The organism is Acinetobacter sp. 102 (assembly GCF_037028485.1).
Lineage (GTDB): Bacteria > Pseudomonadota > Gammaproteobacteria > Pseudomonadales > Moraxellaceae > Acinetobacter > Acinetobacter higginsii.
Map to the genome: position 1 here is coordinate 90,159 of NZ_JAZEZK010000011.1, position 24,285 is coordinate 114,443.

Consider the following 24,285-nt stretch of genomic DNA (forward strand, 5'->3'; position numbering starts at 1 on the left):
CGAGAAATGTTGAATAAAAAGCACCTTGGCAGGGCTTTAAATGGATAAGCATGACAAAGCGTAGAGTAAAACCAGAGCATGTGCGACGTGAAGAAATTATTAGCGCCGCATTTTATGTAATTTCTGAAGTGGGGTTATCCAATACCACCATTGCACAGATTGCAAAAAAGGCCGAACTATCGACTGGTATTGTGAGTCACTATTTTGGTGACAAACAGGGATTGATCAATACCTGTATGCAAGAAATGCTCAACGTTTTGCGTCAAAAGACTGACCAATACAAAGCCGAAGCAGATACGCATCCAGAAAGCCAGATCAAGGCCATTATTGATTCCAACTTCGATATCAGTCAGGTCAACAAACAAGCCATGCGGGTCTGGTTAGACTTTTGGTCTGCCAGTATGCACCTTCCCGAACTTGGACGTTTACAACGAATTAATGATCAACGCCTGTATTCCAACTTGAAACATTATTTTCTTATGTTGGTCGATGATAAACAACAGGCAAGCATCGCTGCTCGCGGATTAGCAGCTTTGATTGACGGATTATGGTTACGCGGCAGTTTAAGTAGTCACGACGAGTTTGACAGCCAACTGGCCCGTTCCATTGCTTACGATTATGTAAAAACGCAAATTCAATTTGCGAACAAGCCTTTGCAGGAGAAACAGAATGAGTGATGCACAAGTTCACCAGTTATATATCCACGGACGTTATGTCGCAGCGACCAGTGGCAAAACATTTAACAGCATTAACCCTGCCAACGGTGAAGTGATCGCAACACTTCAACAAGCATCACAACAAGACATTGAAGCGGCTGTTCAAAGCGCACAACAAGGCCAAAAAATCTGGGCAGCGATGACGGCGATGGAGCGTTCACGCATCTTACGTCGTGCAGTTGATATCTTACGTGAACGTAATGACGAACTTGCCCAGCTCGAAACCCTCGATACCGGTAAAGCCTATAGCGAAACCTCAACTGTGGATATCGTAACAGGCGCAGATGTACTCGAATACTACGCAGGTCTTGCAACCGCGATTCAAGGCGAGCAAGTGCCACTGCGCGAATCAAGCTTCTTTTATACTCGTCGTGAACCCCTCGGTGTAGTGGCTGGTATCGGTGCTTGGAACTATCCAATTCAAATCGCCATGTGGAAATCTGCGCCTGCCCTAGCAGCGGGTAATGCCATGATTTTCAAACCAAGCGAAACCACCCCACTGACTGCATTTAAACTTGCTGAAATCTATACCGAAGCGGGCGTACCAGACGGCGTATTTAACGTGGTCCAAGGTGCGGGTCGTGATATCGGTCAATGGTTAACTGAACATCCTGTGATTGAAAAAATCTCGTTCACGGGTGGTGTCGAAACAGGCAAGAAAGTGATGGCCAGTGCTGCGGGTTCAACCTTGAAAGAAGTCACGATGGAGCTGGGCGGTAAATCCCCCCTGATTATTTGTGATGATGCCAACCTCGACCGCGCTGCGGATATCGCAGTGATGGCAAACTTCTTTAGCTCAGGTCAAGTCTGCACCAATGGTACCCGTGTGTTTGTACCAAAAGCCTTGCTTGCTGACTTTGAAGCAGCCGTTGTGGAACGGGTAAAACGTATCCGTATCGGTGATCCGATGGCTGAGCAAACCAATTTCGGACCTCTCACCAGTTTCCCGCATATGGAAAAAGTGTTGTCTTTCATTGAGTCAGGCAAACAGCAAGGTGCAAAACTGTTGATCGGTGGTGGCCGTGCCACTGAAGGCGACTTAGCCAAAGGTGCTTATGTACTCCCGACGGTATTCAGCAACTGCCAAGATGATATGGCAATTGTGCAAGAAGAAATCTTTGGCCCAGTGATGAGCATTCTCAGCTATGAAACTGAGGAAGAAGTAATCCGTCGTGCCAATGACACCACCTTTGGCTTAGCCGCAGGTGTTGTGACACAAGACATCACCAAAGCGCATCGCATGATTCATCAACTTGAAGCAGGTATCTGCTGGATCAATACCTGGGGCGAATCGCCTGCGGAAATGCCAGTCGGTGGCTACAAGCAATCTGGTGTTGGCCGTGAAAATGGCTTAACCACTTTGGGTCATTACACCCGTATCAAATCCGTTCAAGTTGAGTTGGGTGAGTATCACAGCATTTTCTAATGCCCTTAGCTTTCACCCTCAAAATTAATCCTCAATGCCGAGCAATCCCATGATTGCATCGGCATCCTCAAGAATAGAAAAAGGGATAACGATGAATACTCAAGCATATGACTACATTATCATTGGCGCAGGATCTGCCGGAAATGTGCTCGCAACACGTCTGACTGAAGACAAAGACGTGACTGTTTTATTATTGGAAGCAGGTGGTCCAGACTACCGTTTAGATTTCCGTACTCAAATGCCAGCTGCTTTGGCTTTTCCTTTACAAGGTCGTCGCTATAACTGGGCCTATGAAACCGATCCTGAACCACACATGAACAATCGCCGTATGGAGTGTGGTCGTGGTAAGGGCTTAGGTGGTTCTTCTCTGATTAACGGCATGTGCTATATCCGTGGTAATGCCATGGACTTGGATCAGTGGGCAACAATGAAAGGTCTGGAAGACTGGACCTATGCAGACTGCTTGCCGTATTACAAAAAAGCCGAAACTCGTGATATCGGTGGTAATGACTACCACGGTGACAAGGGTCCAGTATCCGTCGCAACCCCTAAAAATGGCAACAATGTCTTATTCCATGCCATGGTTGAAGCAGGCGTACAGGCAGGTTACCCACGTACCGATGACTTAAATGGTTATCAACAAGAAGGCTTTGGCCCAATGGACCGTACTGTGACCCCAAAAGGTCGCCGTTCTAGTACAGCCCGTGGTTATCTGGATCTAGCCAAAGGTCGTCCGAATTTGACCATCGTCACGCATGCCACCACCAACCGCATCCTGTTCAATCAAAAACAGGCCGTGGGTGTGGAATATATTATTGGTGCAGACAAAGCCAATATGAAACAGGCACAAGCGAAACGTGAAGTCTTGCTCTGTGCAGGTGCAATTGCATCGCCACAAATCTTGCAACGCTCAGGTGTGGGTGAAAGCAACTTCCTGAAATCGATGGATATTGATGTCGTGCATGACTTGCCGGGCGTAGGTGAGAACCTGCAAGACCACTTAGAAATGTACTTGCAATACCAATGTACGCAACCTGTATCACTCTACCCTGCACTGCAATGGTATAACCAGCCTGCAATCGGTGCTGAATGGTTATTCAATGGCACTGGCGTTGGCGCGAGCAATCAGTTCGAAGCGGGTGGCTTTATCCGTAGCTCGGAAGAGTTTGACTGGCCGAATATCCAATATCACTTCTTACCTGTTGCGATTAACTACAACGGTAGTAATGCAGTAAAAGAGCATGGCTTCCAAGCCCATGTCGGTTCAATGCGCTCACCGTCGCGTGGTCGTATCAAGCTGAAATCAAAAGATCCGTTTGAGCATCCAAGTATTCTGTTCAACTACATGTCAACTGAACAAGACTGGCGTGAATTCCGTGATGCGATCCGTATCACCCGTGAAATCATGGCGCAACCTGCACTTGATCCATATCGTGGTGAAGAAATCAGTCCGGGTAAACATATCCAAACCGATGCAGAACTAGATGAATTCGTCCGCACCCATGCCGAAACAGCATTTCACCCATCATGTAGCTGTAAGATGGGCGAAGACGATATGGCCGTAGTCGATGGTCAAGGTCGCGTTCATGGCGTACAAGGCTTACGTGTGGTTGATGCTTCCATCATGCCACTGATCATTACTGGTAACCTGAATGCCACCACCATTATGATCGCAGAAAAAATTGCCGATAAAATCCGTGGCAAGAAACTCCCTCGCTCTGAAGCGGGTTATTACAAAGCGGGTACAGCACCTGTACGTCAAGCGCCGTTACGTCCAATACTATAAGGAAGATATTCCTCAGGGGATACCCGAAGCTCAGCTTCGGGTTTCACTTCATTCAGGGAGAAATGATGAAAAAAACTTTATTCTTAATTGCACCTTTGGCTTTTTACTTTCAAAGCACCCACGCCACTGAAACCCCTTCACCCTACTCGGCCAATATCACTGCGGCCAGCCAATACGTTTCTCGCGGTTTTCAACAAACTTGGGGTAAACCTGCCTTACAAGGTGGACTGGATTACAACCATGCCAACGGTTTTTATGCAGGGACTTGGGCATCGACGGTAAGTGATCATTTTATTCGGGATGCCTCGGTCGAGTGGGATGTATATACTGGCTATAGCCACAGTTTTGGTGATATCACCGTTGGCACCAAAGTCGCTTATTACTATTATCCTGGGGCAAAAACCACTGCGGATACCGGCCATACCCGTTTTGATTATGGGGAAATTATCCCTGAGATCAGCTATGGGCCACTCAGCGTTAAATATGCGATGACCTATACCCAAGATTATTTCGGCAATAACTCGGATACTTTGGGCGTCGGCAACAATAAGCATTCACGTGGCTCGGGGTATTTGGATGTCAATTGGCATCAACCGATTACGCAAGGTTGGTCTGTCGATGCCCATTATGGCAACCAACGCATTAAAAACTTTTCTGCAGCCAGCTTCCAAGATGCCAGTTTTGCCGTCAACAAAGAACTGCCATATAACCTTTCAAGCAGCTTGACCTATAGCAAAGCATGGGATAAAGACGGTTTTTATCAGCAATACAGCAATGGTAATCCCAACGCCAAAGTATCGAATCCGATTGATTCAACCGTAACCCTGTCATTGACCAAAAGTTTCTAATCCAAACGGGATCAAGACTTCTGACATAAAAAAGCCGCTTCATTGAAAGCGGCTTTTTAGAATCTTGAATATTAAGGCTTGATCAGTTCAATCGTTGAACCTGCACGTTTTGGATCAATCAAAATCTTGGCATGTTGCTCTGGGTCGCGCAGCGCCTCAAACGCATTGCCGACGCCTTCCAAACCGACCACACCCGTGATCAATGGTGAACAATCAACTTTACCTTCCGCAATCATATGCAGGGTGTCACGGAACTCAAGTGGGGTATAACCCAGCACATACTGGATTTCTAATTCTTTATTGATCGCCAACGCAGGTTCGATCTTATCACTTTGCATACAAACCCCTACTCCGACAATACGTGAGAATAAAGGTGCACCCTCCAAGATCTGCTGCATGATCCCAGCCACACCCACGCATTCAAAAATCACCGGACGTTTTGGCAGTAACCCGAGTTTATCCCCGACACGCATGGCATTCACCCACGGTAATGAGTAGGTCTGAACCTTATCAAAAATCCCCATGCCCATATTAATCGCTTCTGAGACATTGCCCAATAAGCCAAGCTCTTTCCAACTGCTAAATGGCGATTGCTGTTTAGGATCAATCAAGATATCTGCACCACACTGCTCGGCCAAGCGACGGCGATTCGGTGAAAAATCACTGGCGACTACGGTTTTGACACCCGCTGCTTTGAGCATAATAATCACACCCAAACCCACGGGACCACAGCCAATCACAATCGCTGGCTCATTTTTCTTGATTCGACTACGACGTACTGCATGCAGCGCAACAGCCATCGGCTCAGTCAGTGCGGCACTGTCCGCATCTAAACCATTCGGCACTTCAAACATCAAACTGGATTGCACTAAGACCTGTTCTGCATAACCACCTGAAGCACTCGGTGACAGCCCCGTCGGCACATAGCCTTGTGGATCGACATTTAATAAGGGCATGGCACAAACCAAAGTATCGGCTTTCAATTTACGGCGTGTTTTTGGACCGTAATCCAAGACTTTGCCGCAGAACTCATGCCCGAAAACCAATTTATCCGAGGACTTTGCCACCCCATTAAAGCCAACTCGCGCTGCCAAATCATGCATATGATCACAGTGATGCTGCATGTGTAAATCAGAACCACAGATACCGCAACGTACCACTTCAAGTAAGACTTGCCCCTTTGCAGGAACCAATTGAAGGCTGTCTTCCAGTTTTAACTCAGCGTTATGACAAATCAGAGATTTCATAGGATGCTTTCCTTTTTTGTTTTATTCCCATTGTTCGCTTTTAGCACTTTGACCCGTTGCTGTACCAAGCAAACAACACATGACTCAATCCTGACAAGGATAATTGTCAAAAACTATGACCTAAATATCAATATATCGCAGTAATAAAGTCAGCAAATGATGTATTTTAAAATCGCTCAATTGATTCAAAAAAAGTTTAAAAATTATTCTCTTTTAACTTCAAATAGATGAATCTATTTTTCTAAATTGCTTCCCTATTTTTATTAAAACAATCAAATTTAAACCTTGCATTTAATAGTGTCTTTATGACACTATATATTTACTGGCTTTAAGCCACTATAAAAGAGAAATTAAAAATGACGATTCAACTTATGACAACTCAAGCCAATGTTCCCATCGAGTTTTTGCAGTTTTCAGGTGGTGAACGTCATATTCAACTACAACCTGAGTTATTGAACCAATTACAAGCTGACACGCAGATCAAAGCCTCACTTCAGAACAGTACAGATGTGATGGATTATCTATTATTGGAAAATGTGTTACTAGAACAAGGCACTCGCCTTTCGGTGGAAATCCCTTATTTTCCCTATGCACGTCAAGACCGTATCTGTGCACAAGGTCAGGCCTTCTCTCTAGATTTAATGACCAAGCTATTGAATAGCAATAGCGAAAAATTTGTGGGACAACGTCAGAAAATTGTGGTGTGGGATTGCCATAGCCCAGTGACCCTTGAGCTGTTACGCAAAAATACCAGCTTCCAACAGGTAATCAATATTGAACCGATTGAGATTATCCAGCAAAGCCCAGCATTAATGCAGATTTTAAGCGCCGACAATACGGTATTGATCTGCCCTGATGCAGGTGCAATACAACGCACCCAAGCGATTGCAAACGGTATCAATCCGAAACGCCAACAGACCATTGAAGTGATTCACTGTGAAAAGAAACGTGATCCAAGCACTGGCAAAATTAGAACAACGGCGGTGGATAGCCCTGATTTGACAGGAAAAACAGCCGTGATCACCGATGATATTTGCGATGGTGGTGCCACCTTTATTGGTATTGCCAAACAACTACGCAGCCTAAATTGCCAAAACATTATTTTGTATGTCACCCATGGCATTTTTAGCAAAGGTCTCGCGGTATTTGATGGCTTGGTCGATCAGCTCTTTACCAGCAATAGCCTGCCACAAGCAGAAGCAAGCAAACTCAATATCATCAATTTTCAAAATCAAGATTAAAGCAAAAGGCCGATAAAAATGAGTATTAAAATTAACCCACTCAATGCAATTGATTTCTATAAAGCAGACCACCGTCGCCAGTATCCAGTGGGAACTGAATACGTCTATGCCAACTTTACCCCGCGTTCATCACGTTTAGCCAAAATGCTGCCTGACTTTGATGACAAGATTGTGTTCTTTGGTCTGCAAGGCTTTATCAAACACTTTCTGATTGAAACTTGGAATGAAGGCTTCTTCAATCAAGCTAAAGCCAAAGTGGTGGCAGCCTATAAACGCCGTATGGACAACGCTTTAGGTGAAGGTGCTGTGCCCGTCGAGCACATCGAAGCCTTGCACGATCTTGGTTATTTACCATTAAAAATTAAAGCCTTGCCAGAAGGTAGCCGCGTCAATATCAAAGTACCAGTATTGACCATCATCAATACTGATCCGAATTTCTTTTGGTTAACCAACTATATTGAAACCGTGCTCAGTGCCGAACTCTGGAAAAGCTGTACCACCGCCAGCATTGCCTATGAATACAAACGCTTGTTGACCCAATATGCAGAAAAAACAGGTGCACCTTTAGACTTTGTTGCTGTTCAAGGCCATGATTTTAGTAGCCGTGGGATGAGTGGGATCTATGATGCAGCCCAATCAGGCGTGGGGCACTTGACCAGTTTTATCGGTACCGATTCAGTTGCATCAATTGACTATGCTGAAGAATATTATAACGCCACTGGTGTCATCGGTGTTTCAGTGCCTGCAACAGAACACAGTGTGATGTGTATGGGCAGTGAAGAAAGTGAAATCGAAACCTTTAGACGCCTGATCTGTGAGCTTTATCCTGCTGGGGTAGTCAGTATCGTTTCAGATACTTGGGATTTCTGGCGTGTGATTACCGAGTTTAGCGTGGAATTAAAAGCAGAGATTTTAAAACGCCAACCGAATGCCCTCGGACTCGCCAAAGTGGTGTTTCGCCCTGACTCAGGTGATCCCGTGAAAATTATCTGCGGCGATCCTGATGCTGAGCGAGATAGTCCTGCTTATAAAGGTGCAGTGCAATGTTTATGGGAGATTTTTGGCGGCACAGAAACAACGCAAGGCTATAAAGTACTGAATGAGCGTGTTGGCTTAATCTATGGTGACTCAATTACCCTAGAACGTGCACAAAATATCTTAAAAGGTTTGGAAGCCAAAGGCTTTGCTTCCAACAATCTGGTTTTTGGAATTGGCAGCTATACCTATAACTATTTGACTCGCGATAGCTTTGGTTTTGCTGTAAAAGCCACGTGGGGGCAGGTCAATGGCGTCGGTCGCGAACTGTTTAAAGATCCAGTGACCGACTCGGGTGTTAAAAAATCAGCCAAGGGCTTATTACGGGTTGAACAAACCGAAAATGGTTTTGAGCTCTTTGATCAACAAAGCTTTGAACAGGAGAAGATGGGGGCACTGCAAACAGTATTTGAAAATGGTCAATTGTTAAGAGAATGCTCGCTCGATCAAATTCGGGAGAGATTGGTCTAAGCAATATCAAGACCTCTAATTTGCAGTTCATCTACGTTACATCATGACAGGCGGCATGAATGCCGCCCATTTAACAATCTTGCACGAAATTCAGAATGCTATTTTGAACTGGGCTCAGGATGCAGCATCAACTAACCGCAGCAATGAACAGTTTTTGCTTAGGCCTTATCCCCAAAAGTATGCAATTGCCAATACACAAAAGTTTTGATTTCTCGATGACGAATGTTGCTATGCCGAAACAAGCTAAACTGTTTTTTCATTTATAAACAGCACATTCAAATCTATAAAAACCTTTATACTTGATTCACTCATCCATGAGATAACACCAAATGACCTATACGTCCGAACAGGAATACCTTGCCCACTACCAAAAAACAGACTATGACACCCCACTGTTTACGGTCGATATGGCAATTTTTTCTGTGGCAAAAGGTCAATTACAAGTCTTAATGATTCAGCGCTCCAACTTTCCCGAAAAAGGCAAATGGGCGCTACCGGGTGGCTTTGTCGATTTAAAAACCGACCCAGACTTAATGGCAACGGCACACCGCAAACTACTTGAAAAAACAGGGATTCATTCCCCTTACCTAGAACAAGTCGAAACCATTGGCAATCAACATCGTGATCCACGCGGCTGGTCGATTACCGCTTTATATTTTGCCCTGATTGATTTTGACAAATTTGAAATTCAAGCAAGTCACACCACTGAGCATAGTCAATGGCTTCCGATCGATCAAGCATTACAACTGGATTTAGCCTTTGATCATCAACAACTGCTCCAACTCGCTTATGATCGCCTTGGCAACAAAACCCGTTACACCGCTCTACCCGCCAGTCTCATGCCTGAGCTTTTTACCCTGACCGAATTACAAACCATTTATGAAATTATTTTAGGTCATACATTAGAAAAGAAATCATTCAGACGGCGTATGCAGGAAGCAGGTGCAGTTGAAGAAACAGGACAGCAAAAAATTGTCGGCAAGCGCCCTGCTCAATTGTTTCGCTATGCACTGGAAAATTATAACTTCACCTTTCCACGTATGTTGGAAACGCCACGCAACAACGCTGAAAATGAAAAGAGCTAAGATATTTCTAGCTTAGCTCCAATTACTGATCGTTTAAGTTTACTTCCACGTTTGACGAATTAAGTCCACCGCTTTTTCAGCAATCATAATCGTCGGTGCATTGGTATTACCATTCACCACGGTTGGCATAATGGAGGCATCAATAACTCGCAGTCCCTCAATACCATAGACTTTCAGTTCAGGATCAACCACGGCCATCTCATCCACACCCATTTTACAACTGCCGACTGGGTGATACACCGTATCGACACGTTGGCGTAAAATCTCACGAATTTCATCATCAGACTGCACATTGGCGGTAAACATATCCTCTTTAATTTTTTCACTTAAAGCGGGTGCGTTCATTAACTTTTGCGTGACTTTATAACCATCGACCATATCCTGAAGATCTTGTTCATCCTCAAGGAATTTAAAGTCAATCAGCAATGGATCATCCACATGTTTACCACTGAGTTTGACTGAACCACGCGCACGCGGATTCAACAAACAGACGTGGCATGAAATCCCGTGTCCCATATGCATGGTGCGCGCATGGTTATCCACCACCGCAATCACGAAATGCAGTTGTAGATTTGGCTTATCCAGCTCAGGACGAGTTTTTAAGAAACCACCACACTCAGCAAAATTGGTGGTGATCAAACCGCGACGCTCTTTACGATAACGTCCAATCTGCTTGACTAGATCTAGGCTTCCACCCACTGACACCCCAAAGGTTCCCTCCATTTGCTTGGTCTTATAAGCAAAAATAAAGTCTGGATGGTCATGCAGGTTTTCACCCACACCCGCCAAATCTTTAACAACGGGAATACCGTGCTTTTCAAGCTCTTGACGTGGGCCAATACCAGATAGCATCAAGATTTGTGGTGACTGGAATGCTCCTGCTGACAATAAGACTTCTTTCTTGGCTCGAACAACTGTGCTTTGTTCATTGTGTTTATATTCGACCCCAACAGCACGACCATTTTCAATCACAATTTTTGACACCAAAGCTTTGGTAATCACATGTAGATTGGAGCGCTGGCCTAAATGAGGAAATAGATAACCTCGGGCAGCACTCCAGCGTTCGCCATTTTTTTGCGTGACCTGATAAACACCGAGTCCTTCTTGTTCTGCACCATTGAAATCATCATTGAGTGGATAATTCACCTGCTTCGCAGCTTCAACAAAAGTTTTTTGATAAGGATTATCTGAACGTAATTCACTGACATTAAGTGGACCATGCTGCCCATGATATTCATTACGAATGCGCTCGTTATGCTCTGATTTTATAAAATATGGTAAAACATCGTCATAAGACCATCCCGCATTACCCAAAGCAGCCCAATGATCGTAGTCACTGCGATGTCCACGGATATACACCATTGCATTGATGGCAGAACTTCCACCTAAGCACTTACCTCGCGGTTGATAGCCTTTTCGGCCATTCAATCCTTTTTGTGGAATGGTTTCTAAAGCCCAGTTATTAATTTTAGTCGGAATACTAATCACTGCTGCTGAAGGTGTATTCACCAACCAACTATTGCCATCACCACCAGCTTCTAATAAACATACCGAAATATTTGGATTTTCTGATAATCGCCCAGCCAGTACCGATCCTGCTGAACCACCACCTATAATTACAAAATCAAAAGCTGTTTCTGTCATCGCTATACTCTGTTTTTTCTTTTTAAAAAGTGGAAGCATTATGCCGAACACGGCATTTAAATACTGTTGTAGTTGTCTAACCAATTCATATCAATATAAGCAACTTAACTGGATCATCCTCAAAGCGCAATAGCCAAATCAAGCAATGCCCTTGCAGTAAAAATGCAATCTTTCAGAAGCCAATAAGTCACCTCCTAATAATATTCATTCATGTCTATTTAAAACTGGCAAAAGGCTCAGAATGGACTCATCAATCAACACTTCAAACTTACTCCTTTAACACATCAGGACAATGTTTGCATTCCACTTTACTTTGAATAGCCAAACCAAGTAAATAAATCACTTATTAGTTTTATTAAAACAAATTTTTCAAATAACTGAATATTATTTACTGGATAAAATAATGAAGGCACTCATCACCAAAGGTTGTCATACAGACCACGGTGGCATAGTACAAGAGGCAGATCACACCTTTCTCATTGAAGGGATTCCAGCACATGTAGAAGGAATGAAGCACTATTGCCCCAAATGCCAAGTGATGGCTACAGCTCAATCCTCAGGCAAAGGCTTTTTAATGGCAGGCACTAGAACAATTATTATGGCAGGTGACAAAGCCACTTGCGGCGCAACCTTTTTCCCGAATCAAAGCCTTGTGGTGAGAGATAACGGAATCGGTACAGGCCCGAATAGTTCATCCGCTGTTAGCAACTTCCTCAATACCAGCAGCCCTCAGGTTTTCGATGAACAAGTGGCAGCTGAGTTTAGTTTTGCCGAAGGTATGCCCTACTTGATCGAAACAGCTGACGGTAAAATCTTTCAAGGCACAATTGGTACTGATGGGAAACTGCCACGGATTGAAACCGAGGGACATGCTTCTTATAAACTCTATTTAGGTGAAGAAGCACTCACCAAGCGTGGTGGTGATGCCAGTTAATCAATCGGGGACTGTTAAAACAAATCCCAAACGAGGTTCTGTTGCGGCTTGTAGTATGGTGGGTATTGTGCCAATAACATTTAAAGAGTTATGGGATAATTACTATGGTGACAAAACTCCACCTTATACTGTAAATGGAAAAATACCTGACGAGTTTGAAAATCAATGTGCAATTCGAATGAGTGTTACATTTCATCGCACTGGTATAAAAATGACTTCTTTCTCAGAAAAACTAATAAAACCAGAAAAAAATGAAGCAACTATTGGTCGCTTACTTTTAAAAGGATTACCCACCTCAACAAGAGCAAATGAATTTGCCCAGTGGTTACAAACACGTCCAGTTTGTGGTATCGGCCCAGCGGAGGATATCACTGGCAAAGATTGGCAGAAAAAAATTAAAGGCCGTACAGGAATTGTTTACTTTGGAGACTTTTGGCAAAGAGATGGGCTAGAAGAGCTTAGAGATATTGCCTCTGGAGGACATATAGATCTATGGAATAATTTTAGGCTAACCAATAATTGGACAACAGTACCTAGATTCTTTTTTGGTATAAATAGAATGAATATAGGTCGATATCAATATACGGATTATGCTCAATCCAAGCGAATATTATTTTTTGAGGTCAAATGATAAAAAAGATTATATACCCTATCTTAAGTCTCATCATTATCATTGTTTTAATGCAACTTTCGCATGAAATTTTTATTAACTTATTAAAACATAAAAGGCCATGTATAGAAGGTTGCAGTGGTTCATTTAAGAACTTTTTAATGATCTATACTTGGTTTTGGTTCATCTTAAGCATGTTGGCTGGTTATCTTATAGCAGCCAAAAAAGCGAGCTATAAATTCATCATGATCTTAGTTCTTGTATTTTTAATCTCTACATTTATCGTGAATTGGTACGCCGCGACCTACGGCTACGGACTCAATTTAAGCTATTAAATTTAAAAAATCCAGACGTAAAAAAACCGCTAACTTAGCGGTATTTTATCTCATCTTTTAAGATGATGGTCGGAGCAGTAGGATTCGAACCTACGACCCCCTGGTCCCAAACCAGGTGCACTACCAGGCTGTGCTATGCTCCGAAATTGGGGTGAATGACGGGATTCGAACCCCACACAAATTAAAAATAAATCAATATATAACAGTTACTTAAAATTCAAGAATGCCTAAAACAGTCAAATATGGGAATGTCTGGCCACTTTCACTGATAAATCTTTACCATTGCACCAGGACAACGATCGCTAGATTTGGTGTGGCCGAATTGATATGGGATGCTATTTTTCGTCGAGTAATGGAGTAATAAAAAAAAAGTACCTAAAAAATTCAGGTACTTATAAGTGACTAACTGGAGTAATTTTTTAGTGAATTACTATTCACATTATTACTGCTGAATATAATTATTAATTTTTGACAAATAGTCTGGCATATCCTCTGCTATCAGTTTCCCGTAATGCTTATAGATCATGGATGTATCAGCGTGGCCCAGCTGCTCCGCGATCCACTCTGGAGGTACTTGGCCACTGGATAATAATTGACTAGCAAATGTATGTCGTCCTTGGTTAATTCCACGTTTGCGAACCTTGGCTTTTTTGAGATGTTTGCCCCATCGATAACGTAGTTCGTGATATTCAAAATGTGTCGACCGTTCGCGATTGAGCCAAACAAACCTTAAACGTTCCTCCTTATAGCTGTGGTTATCGCGCTGGAGTACTTCAATCACTTGGGTGCGTGTGTTACCTGAAAAATGATATTGCTCCTTCAATGCATCTAATGCTGGCTGTAACAGTTTAATTTCACGTTTACGACGACGATTCTTGGTCACACGATAAACGCCACGAACATAAGACCGGTTTATTTGGATCGTACCTTTATCTAAGTCGATATCCTCCCATGCGATCGGGATCTGTTCCGACATGGATAGTCCAGTCCAGAAAAGGCAAGGTAAGAGGTTCTCGATATCGAGATCCGTTTCTGTCTGAAGTAATCGATTGATTTCAGCTTTAGTGAATGGATCTGGCTCTGGAGTATCCGCCTGGTGAATGGTGATATTTTGGAATGGATCAAAGGCTACTTTATTCTCGTCACGCCATACTGCATGGACTTGAGAGAATCTCGTAATAATTTCACGGATCGTTTTACTGCTATGCGTTTCCTTCAGTTGCTTAATCCACTTTTTTACCTGTTTAGTTTCAATTTCTTCTGGGTGAAGTCTGCCCCATTTGGGGTTTATGTGATTTTTCACATGCCCTTCATACGAAGCATAAGTACTCGGAGCCACTTCCTTTTTAATGTCATCTAAGTAAATTTTTGCATAAAATGAAATTTGGTTTTCCTTTAAATTTTTTGAATTTGGGAAATGTCTTGAAAGCTCAAATTTTCCCATTTTCATTTCTAAGGTGATCAACTCTGCCCATTGTTTGGCTCTTTCTGTATGTTCAGGAGTCGCTGGCCAGTCTAAAGGCTCATTAAGTTTTTCACCTTTGTTGAGAATCCACATTCGTAGGCTATTGCCACGACACTCGATACCCGCTGCCATAATATTTCCTAAAAATCACATAAACTTATTGTAAAAAAAATGCGCCTCATTCGGAGGCGCATTTGAGGTGTTTAATAGGTTCAGAAAGGGAGTTCACTTCGTCTAAAAGATTCAGTCCGCAATGAACTCAATAGATGTCCATCTGATTTGGAAATAAGATCATCTAGGACTTGATCGGGTAAGTCAGAAATTGCGTAGCCTTTGTAATCGCCATAAAAAATATGCGTTGGGGTCCGAGAATTATATGAGAACGCAGCGAGATCCTCCATGTCTTTAAGCCCTGCCGTTTCGACTATGGCCTTTAAAATTTCAAAGGTCGTGTAACAATCATTAATTGCACTATGTGCTTCTTTTAGACAAACACGAGTTTGCCTTTTATTCTCACTGACATGGTATGCAAGGGCAGTTAATGAATGGCTTTCCAATTGTGGCCATAAACGTCGAGCCATCGCTAGCGTACAAATTGCTTCAAAAGGTTGAAACAGTTGGGCATTGAAATCAAAACCTGTTCTATTCATAGCTTGGACATCATAATCAATGTTATGGCCAATCAAATACCGAGTATTTAATCTCACTGGGATTTTGAAATCTGTAAATGGTTTACAGTCTTTTAGATCCTCATCAAAGATATGATGCACGGCCATAGCACCTAAACCGATAGATTCACTTGGTTTGAATCTGCCAAGATCATGCTCATATCCGATCTTTAGCTCACCATTCTCAAACGTGAAATCTAATGCACCAGCTTCGATGATGTCGCCATGTAATTTGTGGGTTTCTGTATCGAAAATTAAACCTTGGTTTGGGTACATAATTATTCCATCCATCTTACACAGTCATTGGTAGAACATTCGGCAGCGATATGGCCATTGTGTGCACTAATTTGATAGCTAATTTTGCCCTTTGTACACACAGGACATTCCATTTCTCTTAGGATCGTCAGTTGGGGTTTACTGGTACCATGTTTGTCTGTGATCGCCTGACGTGCGATCACAATATTTTGAAAATCCATCATTGTTATCCTTATACTGGGTTAGCGATCGGCTGAGTGTCGAGCATTTGCATCTGGCTTACTTTTACTTCAGTCACATAGCGTTCGATTCGCTTTTCATCGGTGTACTTGCGTGTATGAAGAGATCCTTCGATATAAACCTTTGCGCCTTTGGCAAGATATTGCACCGCGATCTCACCTAAACGGCCATATGCCACGATACGATGCCACTCTGTATTTTCACGCCATTCCCCTGAACGCTGGTCTTGCCAGCGTTCGGATGTAGCGATAGAAAATTGAGCATAAGAGCCACCATTCGGAAAATTTTTAGATTGGGGGTTCGCTCCAAGCGAGCCGACCAAAATAACTTTGTTTACGCCTCTCATAGCTCCCCCTTAGTCTGTAAATATTTAATTTTGGTATGAACACAATTAGTGTCTCGATCCAGTACTTCAGAAATGTAAGGAACCTTGAATTTTTCCTGAAGCATGGCCTTTAAAACCGCAACTTCACAATCCCACCAACTGCCTCTAGTACGACGAAACGCATGTCTTGGTCGACCGCCTTTGCTTGGTGGTAATCCTTTGGCTCTGAGCCAATCCACCTTTTGACGTACGCGCTTCGGTGTGCAATCCAGCACATCTGCAATTTCAGTAAATGTTTTGTGCTCCTCGAGCATAGTTTCCAGAACGATTAATTCTGAATCCCACCAGGTACCGTGGGTGCTTTTTAATTTGGTTGGTCTACCCACCTTTTGAAGATTTAAGACTGCCATATTCATGCTGATAGCTCCTGTTGATCCAATTCACATCGGCATTTACCTAGGCGGAAATATTCGATTGGTCCTGGTGCATCTTTTGGAGTTATTTCATAACGTGAAAGCACATAAGTACGTACTGCAGCTTTGACTGTGATGTCATCGCCATCAATTTTGGTAATTTTTCCTTGGTAGGCTGTTTGATTAACAAGAATTTCACCATTACCAATACGCTTTCTTTTTTGGATCATGAAATTTACTTCATCATCCACCTTGTATAAATCAAAGTTTGGAAGGATAAGACCACCACATTTACATTGATATTTAGACATGGGCTTCGCCCTCCCAGTCAAAATCTTCGCCCAGCTGCTCACTGTTATCTGTATCAATTAGAATGATTGAAATAATTTCGTACTCTTCTAATTCTTTAACAGTTGCCATTTTTTCAAACGCATCATTAAGATTTTGGAACTTTCCTATCAGAGTTCTAATCTCAGAAACTGCACAAGCTCCAAGCAATGAAGCTGCTTTTTGTTGAATAGGGCTATTGGATAAATCTTTACGAATCCGTACCTGATATTTTTTTGTAGACATGGTTATCCCTCTTTCGCTTCTTCTCGTTTTTCAGCGATACACTCTTCAAGATGTTGAATACATCGGGATTTAGATTCAAATGGACCTTGCCAACATTCGTTGAAATAGATGTCCCATTCGATCAAGCCATGTTCTTCAATTAGATCTAGTTGAACTGTACCGAAATATGGAACGTCATGTGCCCACCAGGTCTTATTATCGTCCGTACCAAATTGGATCTTAGAGTTTTGAGCAACGGATTCAGCTTTATAAACACTTTCTGCATGTTTGATCAGATTGGCAACTGGTGTACCTTTCATAAACCACGTTTGACCGATCATGCAGTCGTTTTGAAGTGGTAAGTTTTCAAGAGTTTCTTGATACTTTTTAATTTCCTCTTCTTTTAGTTCCCATATTGCATGGCAAATGAATGCATCTCGATCCTCAAGTAATCCATCCTTATCGACCGTGAAGTCAGAATCATCCTCTCCCACCAATTCGATGTAATGTTCCTTGAATTTTGGATCAACTTTATATTTCATGATTGAGCCTCCAGTCCTTGTTCTTTACGGGCTTTTGATTCTTCCTCCTGGTGCAGATCCTCTGCTCTTTTTACTGCAATCTCAGCAGCATCAATCATGTGCTTGGCTAAGATCCATTGCTGACGAAATGCACCACCCAAACTGTTTGATCTGTATTTACCTTCTTGATCAAACTTGAAGTTATATGGAATCCGAATTGAAATAAGGATAAGAAACTCAAGATCATCACATGCACGGTAAAAATCTTGAATTACTTCCCCAGCAAATTGCATGATTTCTTCATTGTCACGAATTTGTATAAGTGTTGATTCAAGTGCTGGGCACTGTTTAAAAAGGGATTTACTGGTCCAATCTTCGTATGCATCACCAAGGAACTCTTCAAATTGATCAGATACATTTTGTGAATCCGATGCAGTTAGGCTTGGAATATGCATAATCGTTTCAAAAGTGACATTGGAATTGAACATGTCTTCGATCAGACTTCTAGGAAATTTATTGTTTTGCATCTGACTGCTCCTTACGTTCAACAAGGGTGAAAACTGAACACTCACAACGTGGGCAAACATTGTCTGTCATGCCATGCTTTTTGTTGTATTTACCAATCAATTCTTTTTGATTTCCTACCCAACGGCAGCGACGGCATTTCCAGTCCATTTCGTCATATTTACTCATGAAGATGCTCCTTCTGATTGAACTGGTTCAAATTCGAAATCATCTTCATCAACATGGCTTTCAAAATATAATTTCGTAATTTCAAAACAGTTTGACAACCAGCCTTCTTGATGAAAAATTGAATTAACTCCATATTTTTCATGTAATGAATTTGAATTATTTTCATAGCACCACCAGAAGACACTTCTTCCGATCATTTTTAAAATTACAGCAACAATGTCCCCATCGTTTTCACTGAGTCGACCTCTATGGCCAGACCAAAAATTATTGTGCTCATGTAGTTCGTCATCAATACATTTAATGACAACTGTAAATTCAAGCTCGCAAGTATCCTCATGCCAGTGGTTTAATTTGACTTTGAATGTGCGTGGCTCACACTGTAAGTAAGCTGGAATTTCCGCTTGTTCGGTTTGTACTGTAGAATCATTTTGCATAATTGCTCTCCGGTAGTTGTGTGACACATACAAAAGTGGCCGCTTTTGTATGTGTGCCTATAAATATTAGAAAAATGAACGTGGGTTTTCAGATCTAGACTTTGCAGCGCCCAAGAGTGCTTTGAGTAAAAATAGTCGTGCTAAATCATTTGAAATATCCTCCATACTTTTATCTTCTTTGCTTTTAGATTCAGCTTCAGGAAATTCAGGCAATTTCAATAAATTGTAGAAATCTTCTGTATATGCCCACTTGTGTATGCGGGTGACTTTCACATTGCCATTTTTTGCATGCCATTCCTTGCAACCAGCGCAATATCTGACATCGGATTCAATTCTTTGATCCACAAAAATTACAATGACTGAACGTCCCTCCTCTGGAATTGAATCTTTACCTTTAAAAATTGAATCAACTTTTTGATGTGCTGGGATTGCTTCGATTTGAACGGTAAAACGATGAGCATTTGATTCTTTTAAAATCGCATCAGTAAAGTTATATATGTTCTGTAAGAACGAACCTGAGTTAGAGCCAACACCAACGGGATAGCCCAATTTTTGTTGTAATTCATCGCGGTGAATAGTTTGACTGTCTAATTGATTCAAACGATTTATTAGAAATTCACCAACTTCCATCGATATTGGTAACGAAGCATGCAGAAATGCTGGTGTTGAAATATTTAACTTATACATAGTGATTTTCCTTAAAAATGGGATTAATCCCGTGATGACACTGGTTTTTCAAAGATCCAGCATCGTTTTGTTGAACTTGTGATTTTGCTTTGAATGGCTTTATTGGCCTCGACAAAGCGGTAATGAAGACTGTGACGTAACGCAGTCTGCAATTCGTTTACTTCTGGAAGTGAATATCGATAATCCGCTGCGACTTTGTATAAATGAGCAAAATTGATCGCAAAAATGTCAGCTTTGGCAGAGTGATTCACAACGCTGTCATGGTGCTGAACCTTAGTTATTGAATCTTCCATTTCTTCAATGGTGTTCCAGAAATTCTGAACAATGATCGAATCTGACTTGATCACTTTGTCCCGTGTTTGAGCCATTGCAATAAATTCGGCATGAACTTGCTTTTGGATCTCTAATGGAACCTCGCAAACATGTTTGCAAAGGGCATCAAATAGCGACATAAATTGGGCATGGTTTTGAACCACACGTGAACTGCGGATGTTGTTTTGTTCCTGGTGCAAAATGGCATCATATTTTTCAAAGCCAAGCTTGTAGGCTTCTAAGATCGCTGTTTCCTTTGATAAGCATTGCAGGATGAATTGACTGACATCCTCTGGCTCGTATTTATCGAGTCTGCGTGATGCATATAGACTGTTTTTTGTGAGTTGGCTCTTCCAAAATTTGGTGTGAACGATACGTTCCATAATTGGCGTAGTCGATACAACCTCAGCATTTTGGCTGATAATGATCGTGCCCATAAATGGTGGCTCGTAGGTCTCATTACCACCCGTTTTCATCCCCTGTGCACCGAGCGATCCACCATCAAATAACGTTTTAAGAGAATCCCAATCGAACTGCTTAATTGTTCCCTTCTCGTTTTCACGCTCTGATTCAATCAATACCACTGGCAAATTTGAAACTTGTCTGAAGGTACGAATTAAGCCTGATTTGGTGGATTTAACTGGATCGACACCTTCATATTTGATTCGACCAAACAATTTCCATAAGAATAAAAGCAGGGTGGATTTACCCGTACCAGGTTCACCGACCACTTCAAAGAATGGAAAAGATTTATGCATTTTGCGGATCTGTTGGGCATATAAGCTGCCAAAAAATGCCGTTAATGTGATGAGACCTCTAACGCTGTACGCATCGATAAAATCAGTAATCCATTGTTTTTTATAATCTGTTAAGTTCGGATTAATTTCTAAAGCAAAAGGGGCTTTGCACTTTAGGTTAGTTTTGTTTGGGAGTTCGAAATAATCTTCTTTGTTTAGTCTGAACTGTTTACTTGATTGGTAGGCTAATTCACCTAAAACATAGGCTTTCTGGTCGGCATGGTAGCCAATGTAATTGATCAATTGAACGCGCTTAATATCGGTGAGCTCACGCTCTAAAAATGCATCAAGTTGATTGCTGTTACCTTTGTAAAATTTACCTGGTGCAATGTGTAAAAGACGTTTCTTAAACTCTGAAGCTGACGAGATGTGCCCTGCGCTGAATGTATTTTTTATGGTCTTGGCACCGCGAGGGAAATCTATCTGGAAGTAATAGTCGGCTTCGTCGATTTCAGCCATGTATTGGTAATACAAACCACGCGGTCTACAATCCATGATTAACTTGGCTTCAGCTGCAGCCAAAATCGCTGCATCTCGACGTTCTGTTATAGCTTTTTCTTTTTCTTCCTCTGCCCAATCTTCATTGTCATCTGGGTCAGCTTTGATATTTTTCATATAGTCATCGTATTTGTCCATATCGAGCTTGAACCAATACACCTGATTATTGAAATCAAAAGGAAATGATTTAGTTCCTTTGTGCTTGTAGATAAGTATGCCTTTATCCACAGCTTTTTCGGCTATAAGTAAAGAGCCGTAATATTTATATGTTTCTAAATAGCCAAAAGTGAGGCGGTTTTGTTTATAAAGATCATTCCAATCTGTCTTTTTACGTCCACCAGGTGGTAATGCAACTTCACACTCCCAACCATCCGCTGCGGCTAATGCTAAATTTTTAAAAATACCATCATGGCCAGCTTGATCATTATCAAACGCCCATACCAGTTTTGGTCGAGGTTTACCTAAACCATCACATTTGCTGGCTAATAAATTAAGAAATATAGAGGGGTAATTATTGCTTGTTAAAGCAGAAAAACTGGTGATGTCTGAAAGCCAAAGCGCGATCGTGTCGAAAATGCCTTCAGTAATCCAAATTTCTTTTGAATCAATATAATTGGTATTTGGTGTCATCCAAGCATGTGTCTTAGACTCCCACTTGTATTTAACCGTAGTTTTCTGCAATACACCATGATCATCGAGAATACGCTGCCACCAGCCTTCGTTGCCCTCTTCATCCGTAATCGGAACGCGTAATGTAACTGAGCCAAGATCATGATCAGGGCTTCTATAATATTCCTGTGAATAAGTCAGTTCAGAAAGTTTCTCCAGAGGAAAACCACGCCCTTCAACTAGATAGGCATTCACGGTTTTGTTGGGATCTTCTTGAGTGGGTTTAAAACGTTTCTCCCACTTTTCGAAAATGTCGGGATAAAGATCTCGAATCGAGATCTCTTTCCCACATTCAACTTTACGTGGGCAGAACACGACCCATGGTGCTTCAGCATGTGCCCAAGCCGAACGCTCTTTATGATTGCATTCAGGGCAACGTCCGCCACGTAATTTACCGTTTTTAACTTTAAAACCGTAGTCGTTGTGCAACCGATCTACAATCAAGCTTTGAGTTTCTGGATACATATTTCTTCTACAAGCTACGTTTCTTTTTGACGATTTCACGTCCAGCGAGGCTAAAAAGTTTATTTTTAAGTCGTTGGCGATAAAGAAATTCGATTGTTTCTTCCATCGATTCGAGTCCTAGTTGAACTCTGGCCTCTTCGATGATGACCCTTTCTCTTTCTGTGAGAGCTACAGTTTTATTTGTCGGCATATTCAGCTCCCTTGGAGGTGCTCAAGCGTGCCTTTGTTTAGGATGTTATCTAGACTAAAATCAACCGAATCATCTGATGTTAATAGGGCAAGTGCTTGCTTTAACGCGAGGTTTCTTATGATTACCCCCGTATGCTCGCCTGTCATTTTGTTCAATAAATCGAATAGCTTTGCTTCGTCATCGTTTAAGTTGACGTTGTACCGGTGCTCGCGTTTTTGTTTGAAATGATGCATCTGATTAGCCCTCTTGTGCTTTGCCTACGTTGTAGCGTTCGCCAGCGATACTTGATTTACTGCGATTGGTGGCTTTGGCCAAACCTGTGATTTCGTTATATTCATTGAGGGGTAAGTAAATAATTACGCTTTTTCGAGGCTCTTCCAGCTTGGGGGCACGGGTAAGGTACGGAGGTGTTTTTTCTGTGCTCATACGTTATCCTTAGAACATAGTGATTTGCTATGAATCACTATAGCACAGAATTTTTACCTTTAAACATAAAAAGGAAATATTTTTATGCCTGATATCCCGACTATTCAAGCGGAGATAGCGATACGTTTTAAAGAGGAGCTTGAAAAAAAGAATTTGAAAGCGAAGCCTCTTTCGAGAGAAATAGGTGCTAGTGACAATACTTTAGGTGCATACGTACGTGGTAATGTGCCTGACCAGTGGATCTATTTACACAATCTGCATAAGAATGGTGTAGATATTCGCTACGTGCTCTTAGGTATTGATCCAGACTATGCTGGACTCACAAGTGAGGAAAGTTTGCTATTGAAGGCATATAGACAGTTATCACCCGATGGGCAGCTTGCTCTTTTAGGTCTAAGTAAAACCTATGCCAAAGATCTTGAAAAAGTATGATTAAAATTGAGAAAGCCTCCATTTATGGAGGCTTTTTTTATTTACTCAGTATCTTCGACATATCGCTGGACTTTCTCTAGCTTGTGTTCCAGATCCTGTATCAGAAAGATCAAATCGTTATTGTTATAAATGACATCTTTATCACCAGTGGAAGCTTCTAGCGACTTTCTCCAAACGCGTAGCGCGCCAAGTGAGCTGTCAATATTCAGTGACGCATCTGTATAAGTCGTTTTCATTTCCTCTACCCTATCAATCTGATTTAATTGGAATTCCCATACGGTGACTTCCACATTGTTCCAGATAGGGCTTTGAATGGTTTTTTCGCCAATAAATTTGGGATAAATCAGATTCTCAAGAGCATTCTTTAACTCTTGGACGTTGATAGGTTTTAGTTGTAACTCGTTTGCAAGATCATTGATTTGATCTGGACATATTGCGAGCCACCCTTTGTCATGTACGTGATTGATTTTAACAGATAAATATACAGATCTGTCTATAATTTCAAAGAACAAAACGCAGATTCCGACAAGCTCCCGATGTTTTGATTGAACGCGAGGGGCAATGGGAACGTATGGGATTAATTCTGTATTCATGACTTATCGCCCTCCCAAAAAGAATAATGAAACCGTAAATACAACGGTACTTAGGGCTGCAAAACCATCAATAAAATTTTTACGGATTAGGGCGAATTTTCGTTGTTTCTGGCGTTGTTTGTAATCGTGCCAGTTATTGATTGGAGTGTGTTCAATGACTTGGATAGTTTTTTTCATGACTTACTTCCTTTGGGTAAGTTCGTTGCAAACCTACCGCCACTCCTTCCACAGAATGGTGATAGACCGAACAGGGGTGGAAGTACCGTACCCAA

At 42.0% G+C, this 24,285-nt stretch carries 30 protein-coding genes and 1 tRNA gene; 10 read left to right on the forward strand and 21 right to left on the reverse strand.

Features of this window, described 5'->3' with window-relative positions:
- Positions 1-50: 50 nt before the first annotated feature.
- From betI to WA352_RS12560, 4 genes are all read left to right on the forward strand, one after another.
- Positions 51-677, forward strand: coding sequence for a transcriptional regulator BetI (gene betI, locus WA352_RS12545; RefSeq protein WP_004804724.1), 627 nt, complete (start codon positions 51-53; stop codon positions 675-677).
- Positions 670-2,142 carry a betaine-aldehyde dehydrogenase gene (gene betB, locus WA352_RS12550; RefSeq protein ID WP_004804721.1) on the forward strand — a complete coding sequence of 491 codons (1,473 nt, stop codon included), beginning with the start codon at positions 670-672 and terminating at the stop codon, positions 2,140-2,142. The genes betI and betB overlap by 8 nt, the downstream gene beginning before the upstream one ends.
- A gap of 91 nt (positions 2,143-2,233) precedes the next feature.
- The gene (betA, locus tag WA352_RS12555) at positions 2,234-3,928 is read left to right on the forward strand and encodes a choline dehydrogenase (RefSeq protein WP_033133480.1); all 1,695 of its coding nucleotides are present in this window, start codon (positions 2,234-2,236) and stop codon (positions 3,926-3,928) included.
- Positions 3,929-3,993: 65 nt separating this feature from the next.
- Positions 3,994-4,776 (forward strand): TorF family putative porin, encoded by a 783-nt coding sequence (locus WA352_RS12560; RefSeq protein WP_033133479.1) that lies wholly within the window; start codon positions 3,994-3,996, stop codon positions 4,774-4,776.
- Positions 4,777-4,847: 71 nt separating this feature from the next.
- Here the strand turns inward: WA352_RS12560 and WA352_RS12565 are convergent, their stop codons facing one another.
- A complete protein-coding gene (locus WA352_RS12565; RefSeq protein WP_005205683.1) occupies positions 4,848-6,023 on the reverse strand; it encodes a zinc-binding dehydrogenase in 1,176 nt (391 codons plus the stop codon).
- 356 nt (positions 6,024-6,379) lie between these two features.
- Here WA352_RS12565 and WA352_RS12570 point away from each other — a divergent pair, with 356 nt between their 5' ends.
- From WA352_RS12570 to ntrR, 3 genes are all read left to right on the forward strand, one after another.
- On the forward strand, positions 6,380-7,264 hold the full coding sequence (locus tag WA352_RS12570; RefSeq protein ID WP_033133478.1) for a phosphoribosyltransferase family protein: 885 nt from the start codon (positions 6,380-6,382) through the stop codon (positions 7,262-7,264).
- Between the two features lie 18 nt (positions 7,265-7,282).
- Complete coding sequence (locus WA352_RS12575; protein WP_033133477.1) at positions 7,283-8,770, forward strand: nicotinate phosphoribosyltransferase; 1,488 nt, start codon at positions 7,283-7,285, stop codon at positions 8,768-8,770.
- A 329-nt stretch (positions 8,771-9,099) separates the two neighbouring features.
- Positions 9,100-9,855 (forward strand): ADPR responsive transcriptional repressor NtrR, encoded by a 756-nt coding sequence (ntrR, locus tag WA352_RS12580; RefSeq protein ID WP_033133476.1) that lies wholly within the window; start codon positions 9,100-9,102, stop codon positions 9,853-9,855.
- 39 nt (positions 9,856-9,894) lie between these two features.
- Here ntrR and WA352_RS12585 read toward each other — a convergent pair whose 3' ends face one another.
- Positions 9,895-11,499 (reverse strand): GMC family oxidoreductase, encoded by a 1,605-nt coding sequence (locus WA352_RS12585; protein WP_243307500.1) that lies wholly within the window; start codon positions 11,497-11,499, stop codon positions 9,895-9,897.
- A gap of 403 nt (positions 11,500-11,902) precedes the next feature.
- On the opposite strand from WA352_RS12585, the gene WA352_RS12590 reads away from it, so the two are divergent.
- Positions 11,903-12,433, forward strand: a complete 531-nt coding sequence (locus tag WA352_RS12590; protein WP_033133474.1) for a PAAR domain-containing protein — start codon at positions 11,903-11,905, stop codon at positions 12,431-12,433.
- Positions 12,423-13,064, forward strand: coding sequence for a T6SS effector amidase Tae4 family protein (locus WA352_RS12595; RefSeq protein WP_033133473.1), 642 nt, complete (start codon positions 12,423-12,425; stop codon positions 13,062-13,064). The genes WA352_RS12590 and WA352_RS12595 overlap by 11 nt, the downstream gene beginning before the upstream one ends.
- A 380-nt stretch (positions 13,065-13,444) precedes the next feature.
- Here the strand turns inward: WA352_RS12595 and WA352_RS12600 are convergent.
- From WA352_RS12600 to WA352_RS12680, 17 genes are all read right to left on the reverse strand, one after another.
- A tRNA-Pro gene (locus tag WA352_RS12600) sits at positions 13,445-13,521 on the reverse strand.
- Positions 13,522-13,820: 299 nt separating this feature from the next.
- Positions 13,821-14,975, reverse strand: coding sequence for a tyrosine-type recombinase/integrase (locus WA352_RS12605; RefSeq protein WP_336142761.1), 1,155 nt, complete (start codon positions 14,973-14,975; stop codon positions 13,821-13,823).
- 80 nt (positions 14,976-15,055) lie between these two features.
- Positions 15,056-15,787, reverse strand: coding sequence for a 3'-5' exonuclease (locus WA352_RS12610; RefSeq protein WP_336142763.1), 732 nt, complete (start codon positions 15,785-15,787; stop codon positions 15,056-15,058).
- A 2-nt stretch (positions 15,788-15,789) separates the two neighbouring features.
- Positions 15,790-15,990, reverse strand: coding sequence for a hypothetical protein (locus tag WA352_RS12615; protein ID WP_336142764.1), 201 nt, complete (start codon positions 15,988-15,990; stop codon positions 15,790-15,792).
- A gap of 8 nt (positions 15,991-15,998) precedes the next feature.
- Positions 15,999-16,352, reverse strand: a complete 354-nt coding sequence (locus tag WA352_RS12620; RefSeq protein ID WP_004960413.1) for a single-stranded DNA-binding protein — start codon at positions 16,350-16,352, stop codon at positions 15,999-16,001.
- Complete coding sequence (locus WA352_RS12625; protein ID WP_336142766.1) at positions 16,349-16,747, reverse strand: hypothetical protein; 399 nt, start codon at positions 16,745-16,747, stop codon at positions 16,349-16,351. The genes WA352_RS12620 and WA352_RS12625 overlap by 4 nt, the downstream gene beginning before the upstream one ends.
- Positions 16,744-17,055: a hypothetical protein gene (locus WA352_RS12630; RefSeq protein WP_336142768.1), complete on the reverse strand. Its 312-nt coding sequence runs from the start codon at positions 17,053-17,055 to the stop codon at positions 16,744-16,746. The genes WA352_RS12625 and WA352_RS12630 overlap by 4 nt, the downstream gene beginning before the upstream one ends.
- Positions 17,048-17,317: a hypothetical protein gene (locus tag WA352_RS12635; RefSeq protein ID WP_336142770.1), complete on the reverse strand. Its 270-nt coding sequence runs from the start codon at positions 17,315-17,317 to the stop codon at positions 17,048-17,050. The genes WA352_RS12630 and WA352_RS12635 overlap by 8 nt, the downstream gene beginning before the upstream one ends.
- A gap of 2 nt (positions 17,318-17,319) precedes the next feature.
- Entirely contained in the window at positions 17,320-17,838 is a 519-nt protein-coding gene (locus tag WA352_RS12640) for a hypothetical protein (protein WP_336142774.1), read from the reverse strand.
- Positions 17,835-18,344 (reverse strand): hypothetical protein, encoded by a 510-nt coding sequence (locus tag WA352_RS12645; RefSeq protein ID WP_336142776.1) that lies wholly within the window; start codon positions 18,342-18,344, stop codon positions 17,835-17,837. Before WA352_RS12645 ends, WA352_RS12640 begins: the two co-directional genes overlap by 4 nt.
- Positions 18,331-18,510 (reverse strand): hypothetical protein, encoded by a 180-nt coding sequence (locus WA352_RS12650; RefSeq protein WP_336142778.1) that lies wholly within the window; start codon positions 18,508-18,510, stop codon positions 18,331-18,333. Before WA352_RS12650 ends, WA352_RS12645 begins: the two co-directional genes overlap by 14 nt.
- A complete protein-coding gene (locus WA352_RS12655; protein WP_336142779.1) occupies positions 18,507-18,944 on the reverse strand; it encodes a DUF2528 family protein in 438 nt (145 codons plus the stop codon). Before WA352_RS12655 ends, WA352_RS12650 begins: the two co-directional genes overlap by 4 nt.
- Positions 18,945-19,010: 66 nt before the next feature.
- Entirely contained in the window at positions 19,011-19,631 is a 621-nt protein-coding gene (locus WA352_RS12660; RefSeq protein WP_336142781.1) for a hypothetical protein, read from the reverse strand.
- 23 nt (positions 19,632-19,654) lie between these two features.
- A complete protein-coding gene (locus WA352_RS12665; protein WP_336142783.1) occupies positions 19,655-22,372 on the reverse strand; it encodes a toprim domain-containing protein in 2,718 nt (905 codons plus the stop codon).
- A 7-nt stretch (positions 22,373-22,379) separates the two neighbouring features.
- Positions 22,380-22,562, reverse strand: coding sequence for a hypothetical protein (locus WA352_RS12670; protein WP_016660456.1), 183 nt, complete (start codon positions 22,560-22,562; stop codon positions 22,380-22,382).
- A gap of 2 nt (positions 22,563-22,564) precedes the next feature.
- Positions 22,565-22,795: a hypothetical protein gene (locus WA352_RS12675; protein ID WP_004804672.1), complete on the reverse strand. Its 231-nt coding sequence runs from the start codon at positions 22,793-22,795 to the stop codon at positions 22,565-22,567.
- Positions 22,796-22,799: 4 nt separating this feature from the next.
- On the reverse strand, positions 22,800-22,988 hold the full coding sequence (locus tag WA352_RS12680) for a hypothetical protein (RefSeq protein WP_336142789.1): 189 nt from the start codon (positions 22,986-22,988) through the stop codon (positions 22,800-22,802).
- Between the two features lie 84 nt (positions 22,989-23,072).
- Between WA352_RS12680 and WA352_RS12685 the strand changes: the two genes are divergently transcribed.
- Positions 23,073-23,420, forward strand: a complete 348-nt coding sequence (locus WA352_RS12685; RefSeq protein WP_336142791.1) for a hypothetical protein — start codon at positions 23,073-23,075, stop codon at positions 23,418-23,420.
- A gap of 41 nt (positions 23,421-23,461) precedes the next feature.
- Here the strand turns inward: WA352_RS12685 and WA352_RS12690 are convergent, their stop codons facing one another.
- Positions 23,462-24,013 (reverse strand): hypothetical protein, encoded by a 552-nt coding sequence (locus tag WA352_RS12690; protein ID WP_336142793.1) that lies wholly within the window; start codon positions 24,011-24,013, stop codon positions 23,462-23,464.
- A 3-nt stretch (positions 24,014-24,016) separates the two neighbouring features.
- Complete coding sequence (locus WA352_RS12695; protein ID WP_336142795.1) at positions 24,017-24,190, reverse strand: hypothetical protein; 174 nt, start codon at positions 24,188-24,190, stop codon at positions 24,017-24,019.
- Between the last annotated feature and the right edge of the window lie 95 nt (positions 24,191-24,285).